Raw genomic sequence first — 8,074 nt, forward strand, 5'->3', positions numbered from 1 at the left:
GATGCCCGCGGCGACTCCGGTCGCGTGCTCCGCCTCGCTCACGCACACCGTCCGCGCGGCCCAGCGCGCCCCCCACCGCTCCCACCTGAGCGCGGCGGCCGCTGTGGTCCCGCCGACCGCCTCGAACGACCAGGCGTGCGGCTGGAACACGGTCGGGATCCGGCCGCGCACCGCGAGCCGCCCGGCGAGTCCGGCCTTCGCGCTGTGCGCGTGCACCAGATCCGGGCGCACCTCGTCGATCAGCCGGGCGAGCTGCCGTACCTCCCGCCCCAGCGAGGGCCCTGGCGACCGCGTCGCCTGCCAGGGCCGTACGTGCGCGCCGAGCGCCCGCAGCCGGGTGGTGAGGTCGCTGTCCGGGCAGGCCACGACGGTCTCGAGACCGTCCGCGAGCTGGGCCCGCACCAGGTCCGTCACGACGCGGGCGACACCGCCGTCCACCGGCTGCGTGAGGTGCAGGACACGCGGACGGCGGCCGGAGGACGACAGGTCCATGGTGAGGGCTTCCTCGCTGACGAAGGCGTTGACGGCTGCGGCGACGGCTGCTGGGGCGAAGGCGGTGACGCGGGTGTCCGGACCGGGTGGCGGCGCGTTCACTGCCGGGCGTCGGCGGCGAGGAAGAACACACCGGCCCACGCCGCGTCCGTGGCGGAGGCGAGCCGCAGGGCCGCCCCGTCACCGGCGCCCAGCACACCCCGGCCGACGTCGAACACGTCGGAGTCGTAGCCGAGGGTGTTGGCGTACGCGGGCACGCGGGCCGGGGAGCCCGTACCGGGGCCGCTGATGGTGGAGTTGAGGACGTCGTCGCGCGGGTTGGCGCCGTCGCCGAGCGGGGTGGAGCCGGACGGGCCGGTCACCACGAGGGAGTCTCCGGCGGTGCCGCGGTCGCCGTTGTACGCGACCAGGCCCACCTGGCCGGGCGCGCCGTCGGCGATGTTCAGGCCGGTCAGTCTCAGTTCCTCGCCGCCGCGGGAGCGCAGCGCGGCGAAGCCGTCCCACAGGGCGAGCTGCCGCAGCGGTTCCGCCGCGTTCTCGTACATCACCACCAGGGTCCAGCCGCCCCAGGAACCTGCGGCGGACTGCCCGGCGGCCACGTTGACCTGGGCCACGGTGTAGAGACCGGCGCCGCTGTCGCGCACCAGGGACGTCACGTCCGCCGACGCCTGGAAGGCGTCCGCGTCGTCCGCCACGCGGTGTCCCACGACCGTGTCGGCGAGCACTTCCTTGTAGTCCCCGCCGGGTTCGGCGATGAGGACGCGGCCGTTGTCCGCCGCCGGCTTCTGCTCGCCGACACGCAGATTGCCGCCCCAGTACAGGCGCGCGTACGTCACGCGCGAGCCGCTCGGCAGACGGACCTCCGCGCGGGAGGAGTTGTAGGTGTTGGGGTCGCTGTCGACGTCGATGTAGTACATGTCGAAGTCGCCGTTCACCCCGGCCTCGCCGTCGCGCACGTCCGAGCACGGCGACTGGCGGGCGCGGCAGGTGATGGAGGAGTTCGCCGCGCGCACGATGCCGCCGTGCTGGACCGCGCGATGCCTGGGGTCGAACGCGATGCTGTCGGCCTCGGGTGCCGGGGCGGCGGCGGGAGAGCCGCAGGAAGCCCACACCGCGGCTAGGGCGAGCCCGCCCACCGTCGCACGGCGAAGCAGCTGACCCAGGGATTGGCGCATGACCGTCGGAGCCTTTCGTCAAGCAGATGGCGGCGGCAGGCAGCAGCGGGGACGAGTGCGATGCGTCCGCCCATGAGGGATGCCTCGGGAGGTTCGCAACTCTAGTCATCAACCGGACAAATTCATCGAAACTCGATGAACAACGGCAAGTGTGTTGGAATCGTGAATACGGCCAACAGGGTGATGTGCGGCAATCCGAAAGGCCCATGATCGGTTGCGGGGTGTCCGGGGCGCTCTCACCGTGGGTCTCAGGATTCGAAGTTCTTCGAAAGGAACTGCCCATGCGCGCTCTGCCTGCACGGCGCCTCGCACTCAGCGCACTGTGCGCCGCCCTCCTGGTCGGGATCACCGGCCCCGCCGCCCTGGCGGCGGACCCGGCCCGAGAGCGCGCCGAGGCGGCGGCACCGGGAGCGGCACTCCCCGGCGCCGACGCGCTGCTCGCCCGCGTCCACAAGCTCGAGACCCAGGCGGGGCCGCTCACTCCGGTCGTCGACCTGATGGAAGCGGCGCTTCGGGACCGCAACACCCTGACGCGTGCCGAGGTACGGAAGCTGGGCGACGCCGCGAAGGACGCGCTGCGCAGGGCCGCCGCCGACGAGCAGCCGGTGGTCACCCTCGTCCCGACGGACCCGGCGGCGGCCACGGCGACGGGTGTGCTGCTCCCCGCCGCCGACACCGAGCTGACGGACGATCTGCTGGGCGGCCTGCTCGACCTCCTCGGCGGCATCCTCGACCTGCTGCTCCCGGGCCTCACGGAGGAAGCCGCCGACGCGACGACCGACACCACGGACGACACCGCCGTCGAGGCGACCGAGGACGTGACGGCGGAGGACGCGGCCGAGGACGCGGCGGACGCGGCAGTGGAGGCAGCGGCGGACGCCGCCGAGGCTGCGGCAGAGGACGCGGCAGAGAACGCCGCCGAGGACGCGCTGGCCGACACCGAGCTCGAATCGCTCGACTCACTCGAGTCGTTCGACTCGATCGACGAGTTCATCGACAAGCTGCTCGCCGAGGTCGACGCGCTCATCGAAGCCGTGAGCACCCCCGACCTCGCCGCGTCGGCCACGACCACCGACACGGCCACGTCGAGCACGGCGACCACGACGCCGACGGTGACGGCCACCACGCTCCCGGCCCTCACCCCGTAGCGCTGATCTCATATGAGGACTCGTCAATCTGGGGCCTCCCGGTTTCCGGTCCGGCCGGGGATCGTTAGGCAGGGCGACACACTTCCCCTCCGGCGACCCGCGTTGCCGAAGAAAGGAACACGATGAAGTCCCTGAAGGCTGCCGCCGTTCTTGCCGGATCCCTGATCGCCGCCACGGTGGCCGCGCCTGCGTACGCCGCCGACGACTCCCGCGACCTGGCCTCCACCGGACTGGACACCGGCCTGCGCACCGGCATCCCCTTCGAGATGATGCCGCTGTCGCAGGAGACGAACGTCCTCAACGGTGAGCGGGACGCCTCGGTGCTCGGCACGGCGAAGGAAGCGGCAGCCGTCGTGAACGAGGCGAAGCCGGTGCACGGCGATCTGGGGCTGCACGCCTGAGATCGGACAGCAGACGGCGATCGGCCCCCGGTGCGAACCGGGGGCCGTTTGCTGTGCTCACGCGCTTCCCATGTGGCGCTCACGCGCTTCCCATGTGGCCTTTGCAGGCTTCCGCGCACGGGAAGAGCCCCGGCGCTCGGGCGGCCGGGGCTCTTGAGGGTTGCGACAGACGCCGGCGTTACTTCTTCTTGCTGTGGCTGTCGTTGATGCAGGTGTTGCCGATCGCCGGGTTCAGGGCACCGAGGCCGCTGACGGTGTTGCCGCACACGTTGATCGGCACGTGGATGGGGGCCTGGACCACGTTGCCCGAGATGACGCCGGGCGAGTGGACCGCCGCACCCTTGGCGCCGGCGTCCGCCGAGGCCATAGCAGCCCCGCTGAGGACCACGGCACCCGTGCCGAGAGCGACAGTGGCAGCCTTCGCGATGCGAGACATCACGTTCTCCTTACTGATTCGGTAAAAGCGCGGTTGCATGACGCGCATCCGCACTCCCCGCTCAACGCGTCGAACGCGGACGGGTCACGGTGATCTTCTGCGCATCACCCTTTTGAAATACGCGGCCCGGGGGAGGCTCGGCGGGGCCCGTCGACGGACTCGGCCATTTGATACCGGCCCTACGGTCCTATGACGTGCCCATTCACAGGAAAACTACGTCACTGGGCGTTTCGCCTGTCCAAAGTTGATGACCTCGCCTACGTTACTCACTGCACGTGACCGGTCCATCGCGGACCGTGTCGACACGAGAACGGAGAGGTAATGCGCAAGTACCAGAAGGCCGCGGTCGTCATGGCCATGCTCGGCAGCGTCAGCTTCCTGGGCGCCGGCGTCGGCCACGCCGGTGACGACCCGGCGTTCAAGCTCGACAACAAGCAGTCGCAGAGCTGCTCGCAGAACGACAGCCAGCTGGGCCTCGTCAACGTGGACGACGTCAACATCAGCGCCGGCGCCCTCCTGGGTCTGTCCGGCCAGGACAACAGCGAGTCCGAGGCCCTGCACTGCGTCCAGGGCTTCAAGCTCGGCAAGTGATCTTTGGTCCGGTGATGTGGGCAGGCCCGGAATCCGACACCTTGTGTTCGGGTTCCGGGCCTGCCCGGCTGTTCGGTGAATTCACCTGCACCGGCTGATTGACAGATTAAATGAATACGCGCTGGCGCTAATGGGTTCCTTTTTGACAGCGCTCCGCGATTCGGCGTTTCACGTACTGAATATCCCTGCCGTCGCCTAATTTGGGCAACGGAAACAGCGGCCCGGTTCGTCCCGGACTGTGCCGACTCGAGAATGGAGAAGCAATGCGCAAGTACCAGAAGGCCGCCGTCGTCATGGCCATGCTCGGCAGTGTCGGCTTCATCGGCGCCGGTGTCAGCCACGCTGGTGACGACCCGCAGGTCGAGCTCAACAACAAGCAGTCGCAGAGCTGCGAGCAGAACGACTCGGCCACCGGCCTGATCAACATCGACGACATCAACGTGTCGCTGGGCATCCTCGGCCTCTCGCAGCAGGACAACAGCGAGAAGTCGTCGGTCGCCTGCGCGACGAGCTTCACCGTCGGTGGCGAGGACGAGTAAGTCCCGTCAGACGAGCCAGGCAGGCCCCGGAGTTCGAACCCTCGTGTTCGGATCCAGGGCCTGCCCGGCTCGTTGGCCGTCCAGGCCACCCGGCACGACTCCGTCGTCCCCCTCGCGCTGGGGCGACCGGCAAAGGAATAGGTAGATGTTCAGTACGAAGAAGATCGCAGCGGCAGCCGGGGTTCTCGGAAGCCTCGCCCTGATCGGCCTCGGCGCCGGTCAGGCCGTCGCCACCGACACCCCCGGCAACAAGTGCGTCGACGACGGCAAGGGCACGATTCGCTGCGTGCAGGTGGCCGAGTACCGGATGAAGACCGACTCGTTCGGGAAGGTCCACCTCGTCAACGAGTCGGAGCAGAGCTGCCCGAGCACGAAGAGCGAGGTCGCCTGCTCCAGCGACGTGGTCGTCAGGTCCAAGGAGTCCTGACGAGCCAACGCGGCGGCCGCGGCGCCTTGTTCACGTCGGCCCCACGCACACCGCCGTACAGCGGAGAGTGGCCGGAACCCTTCAGTGAGGTTCCGGCCACTCTCCGCTGTACGGGGGCGTGCTCACAGCGCTTCGACGGCGTTGCAGTACGGCAGGTCCTCGATGGGGCGGTCCGTGCAGAAGCGGCCGATCAGGTCCGCGGACTCCGCCCTGCGCTCCACGGTCACCAGGTGGTCCCCCTCCTTGACGGTGGTGAACCGCGCCCCGGGCATCGTCGCGGCCAGCTCGCGGCCCATCTCGGGCGTGCACAGGGTGTCGTACTCGCCCGTGAAGACCAGTGACGGCACCTCGGGGACGGGCAGCGGGCGGTAGGGTCCGTGGGTCGTCAGGCGCGTGTTGTGCTCGACGGCCTTCCTGATCTCGTCCGGTGTCTGCGTCAGGAACTGGTTGCGCAGCAGCCGGGCCACCGCCGCGTGCTTGCGGACCCGGCCGGCCTCCGGGTTCGACATGAACAGCTGCACCAGCCCGTCGGCGGCCTCCTCGATCGCGCCGCGCTCCAGCGCCTGCGTCAGCCGGGGGACGGCGTCGGTGTAGAGGCTGGGAAGACGTTTCGCCGCGCCGGCGAACAGGATGCGGCGCACGAACGAGGGGTGGAGCTGAGCGAAGCGCAGGCCGACGACCTCGCCGAAGCAGCCGCCGAAGAGGTTCACCTTCGGGACGTCGAGCTCTCCCAGCATGTGCGCGACCGCGTCGGCGAGGAAGTCGATGTCGTACCGGGCCGGCAGGAAGTCGGCGCTGCCGTATCCGGGCAGGTCGACGGTGATGAGGGTGCACAGCGGCGACAGCCACTTCTCGTGGCCCTGCCAGGAGTAACGGTTCTGGGACGAGCCGCCGAGCAGCACCAACGGCTCGGTGAGCGGGGCGGGTTGGCGGACGATGCGGCACTGGTACGCGAAGCCCTCGAACACGAGGTCGCGTTCCTCCGCCCGTTCCGCGGGGGAGGTCCCCAACTCCCCTTCGGTGGGCGGGTCCTGGGTGGGAATGACGGCAGTGCGCATGAACGGCTCCGGGGAAGGCGAAACGACGGAGAACCGTTCCATGATTACCAGGAACCTCATCATCCCGGCGGAATCACTCAATTGTGGGCGATCCGGGCGAAGGTGCCTATCAGGTATGGGCGTAGACGAAAAAGACCCCTGCCGTGATGCAGAGGTCGGAGAGTGGATGGGCGCCCCCGGCAGGACTCGAACCTGCGGCCAAGCGCTTAGAAGGCGCCTGCTCTATCCACTGAGCTACGGGGGCCGGTGTGGTGGCCTGGCGTCATGGTTCCCGGTGGTGGCGGGTCCCTGACGTTGCCGGGGACAAGGATAGGGCTCCCGCGTCCTTGCCCCTGCCGCTTCGCCTCCGTGGCTCGATGTGGAGGTTCGGTGAAGCGGTCCTGATAATCGCAGGCGGGTACGAATCGTGCACCGCTTTTGGCGACTCGCGCATCGGGTGTTGTGCACTCGTTATGCCTGGAGTGCGCCCCTGCCCCAGTCATCCCTTCTGTCTCATACGTCCGGTCGGCGCGCAGACATGCTCATATGCTTCAGAATTCCCCTAAAATTGGGCATTCTTCGCATGTGGTGACCTTGGACGTACGGCCTCAGCTGCTCGACGCACTCTCCGCCCTGCGCGAGCGTGTCGCCGCCGCACGCTTCCCGCTGCCCCTGGCGGGGGCTCCACGCGCGCGTGCCAACCGCGACGAACTGCTCGCGCAGCTCGACGACTATCTGGTGCCCCGGCTGCGAGACCCCCAAGCGCCCCTGCTGGCCGTCGTCGGCGGATCCACCGGGGCCGGCAAGTCCACCCTGGTGAACTCGCTCGTGGGCCGCCGGGTCAGCGAGGCGGGCGTGCTGCGGCCGACGACACGCACACCGGTGCTGGTCTGCCATCCGGAGGACCATCACTGGTTCAGCGGGATGAGAGTCCTGCCCGACCTCACCCGCGTGTGGGCGCACCGGCACGACCCCACCGACGACCTGCTGCTCCCCGGCGAGAACCCCGCGCGCGTGCTGCGTATCGAGACCGCCGACACCGTGCCGCCCGGCCTCGCCCTCCTGGACGCCCCCGACATCGACTCCCTGGTCTCCGACAACCGCGTGCTCGCCGCCGAGCTGATCTGCGCCGCGGACATCTGGATCATGGTCACGACCGCGGCCCGGTACGCCGACGCCGTGCCCTGGCACATGCTGCGCACCGCCAAGGAGTACGACGTCACCCTGGTGACCGTCCTCGACCGGGTGCCCCACCAGGTGATCGGTGAGGTGTCCCGGCAGTACGGCGCCCTGCTCACCAAGGCCGGGCTCGGCCAGGTACCGCGCTTCACCGTGCCCGAGCTGCCCGAGTCGGCCTGGGGCGGCGGACTGCTCCCGGCCACCGCCGTCGCCGCGCTGCGCACCTGGCTGGTCCACCAGACCCAGGACCCCGCCGCCCGCCAGCACGCCCTGGCCCGCACCGCCTACGGCGTCCTCGCCTCCCTCGACACCCGCATGCCCGAACTGGCCGGTGCCGCCGCCGCCCAGTACGCGGCCGCACTGCGGCTCACCTCCGCCGTCGACACGGCGTACGACACCGAGCACACGCGCGTGCGGGGCCGCCTGCAGGCCGGGGCCGTGCTCGCCGGGGACGCGCTCAAGCGGTGGCGCGCCTTCCCCCTCGACTGCACTCCGGGCGAACTGCTCGACACCCTGGTGGAGAGCCTGGGCGAGCTGCTGCTGTGTGCCGTCACCGCCGCCGACGAGCGCGTCGACGACGCCTGGCGACGCGAACCGGCGGCCGCCGCCCCCGAGCTCGCCGCCCGCGACGCGGCAGCCGAGAGCGCCG

At 69.9% G+C, this 8,074-nt stretch carries 10 protein-coding genes and 1 tRNA gene; 6 read left to right on the top strand and 5 right to left on the bottom strand.

Features of this window, described 5'->3' with window-relative positions:
* A partial coding sequence (locus N4P33_RS29270) for a glycosyltransferase (RefSeq protein WP_260829937.1) occupies positions 1-492 on the bottom strand: 492 nt, incomplete at its 3' end.
* A 98-nt stretch (positions 493-590) separates the two neighbouring features.
* Positions 591-1,667, bottom strand: coding sequence for a DUF3344 domain-containing protein (locus N4P33_RS29275; protein WP_260829921.1), 1,077 nt, complete (start codon positions 1,665-1,667; stop codon positions 591-593).
* Positions 1,668-1,948: 281 nt separating this feature from the next.
* Here N4P33_RS29275 and N4P33_RS29280 point away from each other — a divergent pair, with 281 nt between their 5' ends.
* Both N4P33_RS29280 and N4P33_RS29285 read left to right on the top strand, forming a co-directional pair.
* Positions 1,949-2,815 (top strand): hypothetical protein, encoded by an 867-nt coding sequence (locus tag N4P33_RS29280; RefSeq protein ID WP_260829923.1) that lies wholly within the window; start codon positions 1,949-1,951, stop codon positions 2,813-2,815.
* A 122-nt stretch (positions 2,816-2,937) separates the two neighbouring features.
* A complete protein-coding gene (locus N4P33_RS29285) occupies positions 2,938-3,216 on the top strand; it encodes a hypothetical protein (protein WP_260829925.1) in 279 nt (92 codons plus the stop codon).
* 178 nt (positions 3,217-3,394) lie between these two features.
* Here the strand turns inward: N4P33_RS29285 and N4P33_RS29290 are convergent, their stop codons facing one another.
* Complete coding sequence (locus tag N4P33_RS29290; RefSeq protein WP_260829927.1) at positions 3,395-3,652, bottom strand: chaplin; 258 nt, start codon at positions 3,650-3,652, stop codon at positions 3,395-3,397.
* A 321-nt stretch (positions 3,653-3,973) separates the two neighbouring features.
* Here N4P33_RS29290 and N4P33_RS29295 point away from each other — a divergent pair, with 321 nt between their 5' ends.
* The 3 genes from N4P33_RS29295 (at position 3,974) to N4P33_RS29305 (ending at position 5,209) form a co-directional block, all read left to right on the top strand.
* Positions 3,974-4,243 carry a hypothetical protein gene (locus tag N4P33_RS29295; protein ID WP_260829929.1) on the top strand — a complete coding sequence of 90 codons (270 nt, stop codon included), beginning with the start codon at positions 3,974-3,976 and terminating at the stop codon, positions 4,241-4,243.
* Between the two features lie 263 nt (positions 4,244-4,506).
* A complete protein-coding gene (locus N4P33_RS29300; protein WP_260829931.1) occupies positions 4,507-4,782 on the top strand; it encodes a hypothetical protein in 276 nt (91 codons plus the stop codon).
* A 145-nt stretch (positions 4,783-4,927) separates the two neighbouring features.
* Entirely contained in the window at positions 4,928-5,209 is a 282-nt protein-coding gene (locus N4P33_RS29305; RefSeq protein WP_260829933.1) for a hypothetical protein, read from the top strand.
* A 122-nt stretch (positions 5,210-5,331) separates the two neighbouring features.
* On the opposite strand, the gene N4P33_RS29310 is transcribed toward N4P33_RS29305, so the two are convergent.
* The gene (locus N4P33_RS29310; protein ID WP_260829934.1) at positions 5,332-6,267 is read right to left on the bottom strand and encodes an alpha/beta fold hydrolase; all 936 of its coding nucleotides are present in this window, start codon (positions 6,265-6,267) and stop codon (positions 5,332-5,334) included.
* 171 nt (positions 6,268-6,438) lie between these two features.
* Positions 6,439-6,511, bottom strand: a tRNA-Arg gene (locus N4P33_RS29315).
* A gap of 320 nt (positions 6,512-6,831) precedes the next feature.
* Here N4P33_RS29315 and N4P33_RS29320 point away from each other — a divergent pair.
* Positions 6,832-8,074: dynamin family protein (locus N4P33_RS29320; protein ID WP_260829935.1), on the top strand; the 1,243-nt coding region annotated here is incomplete at its 3' end.

Source organism: Streptomyces sp. 15-116A (genome assembly GCF_025290915.1).
Taxonomy (GTDB): Bacteria; Actinomycetota; Actinomycetes; order Streptomycetales; family Streptomycetaceae; genus Streptomyces.

What these genes read in the sequence shown, in the direction of transcription:
- N4P33_RS29280 (WP_260829923.1), top strand. Translation starts at nt 1,949, where the DNA reads ATGCGCGCTCTGCCTGCACGGCGCCTCGCACTCAGCGCACTGTGCGCC.
- N4P33_RS29285 (WP_260829925.1), top strand. Translation starts at nt 2,938, where the DNA reads ATGAAGTCCCTGAAGGCTGCCGCCGTTCTTGCCGGATCCCTGATCGCC.
- N4P33_RS29275 (WP_260829921.1), bottom strand. Translation starts at nt 1,667, where the DNA reads ATGCGCCAATCCCTGGGTCAGCTGCTTCGCCGTGCGACGGTGGGCGGG.
- N4P33_RS29290 (WP_260829927.1), bottom strand. Translation starts at nt 3,652, where the DNA reads ATGTCTCGCATCGCGAAGGCTGCCACTGTCGCTCTCGGCACGGGTGCC.
- N4P33_RS29295 (WP_260829929.1), top strand. Translation starts at nt 3,974, where the DNA reads ATGCGCAAGTACCAGAAGGCCGCGGTCGTCATGGCCATGCTCGGCAGC.
- N4P33_RS29300 (WP_260829931.1), top strand. Translation starts at nt 4,507, where the DNA reads ATGCGCAAGTACCAGAAGGCCGCCGTCGTCATGGCCATGCTCGGCAGT.
- N4P33_RS29310 (WP_260829934.1), bottom strand. Translation starts at nt 6,267, where the DNA reads ATGCGCACTGCCGTCATTCCCACCCAGGACCCGCCCACCGAAGGGGAG.
- N4P33_RS29305 (WP_260829933.1), top strand. Translation starts at nt 4,928, where the DNA reads ATGTTCAGTACGAAGAAGATCGCAGCGGCAGCCGGGGTTCTCGGAAGC.